Consider the following 1,128-nt stretch of genomic DNA (forward strand, 5'->3'; position numbering starts at 1 on the left):
AAGTCCATCAGCGTAGAGCCTTCGCCAATCGGCTGAATGCCAGACAGCACATTAAAGCCGAGAATTGCCGGCATCGACAGAAGAATAATCAGCACGATGTTGCGGCTGACTGCGGTCTTGCGATCCCAGTTGAAGATCTCCATCGTCATAGACAGAATATTCTCAAATACGGCGATAACGGTAGACAGTGCAGCAAACGTCATAAAGACGAAGAATGCTGCGCCCCAAATATCGCCGCCTGCCATGTGATTGAATACATTCGGCAGCGTGATAAACAGCAGCGACGGTCCGGAATCCGGCTGTACACCATATGCAAAGCACGCCGGAATAATGATAATGCCTGCAGTCAGAGCGACAAAGGTATCCAGTACGGTTACGCTGACTGCCTCGCCTGCCAGACGATTGGTCTTATCCAAATAGCTTCCGAAAATTTCCATTGCGCCGATACCCAGACTCAGCGTAAAGAACGCATGAGACATGGCTGCGAACAAAACATTGCCGAAGCCGATTTCTGCAATCTTGCCCAGATCCGGCACCAGATAGAACGCCAGACCCTCGCGCATGTTCGGCAGAACCAGAGAGTGAACTGCCAGAACGATCATCAAGCACATGAGCAGCAGCATCATGACCTTGGTGATGCGCTCTACACCGTTTTTCAGACCCAATGCGCAGATACTGAAAGCAATCAGCACGGAAATAATCATGAAGATGGTCATCTGCACTGGAGATGCCAGCATATCGGAGAATGCACCGGCAATTTCATCCGGCGTCTTTCCCTTTAAGTTGCCAGTCAACATGCGCAGAGCATAGTTAATCATCCAACCGCACACCATGGTGTAAAACATCATGAGTAAGTAGTTGCCTGCCACGCCAAACCAGCGATACCGATGCCAGCGTGTGCCCTTCGGCTCCAGCTCATGAAATGCCTTTGCCGTACTGTGGCGGCTTGCACGACCCACTGCATACTCGCAGATCAGAATCGGCCAACCGAGCAGTGCCAGACAAATCAAGTACAGCACAATAAATGCTGCGCCGCCATTCTGTCCGCAGATATATGGAAACTTCCATACATTGCCCAGACCCACTGCGCAGCCGGCAGAAACCAGAATAAATCCCAGTCTCGTACCG

Annotated in this window: 1 protein-coding gene; it reads right to left on the reverse strand. The window is 51.2% G+C overall.

The annotated features are described in order from the left end of the window. Window positions 1-1,128 (reverse strand): sodium-dependent transporter (locus tag ACR0P9_RS13005; protein ID WP_432620810.1); only part of this gene is annotated, 1,128 nt, incomplete at both ends.

The sequence above is a fragment of the Butyricicoccus sp. genome, assembly GCF_050872565.1.
Lineage (GTDB): Bacteria > Bacillota > Clostridia > Oscillospirales > Butyricicoccaceae > Butyricicoccus_A.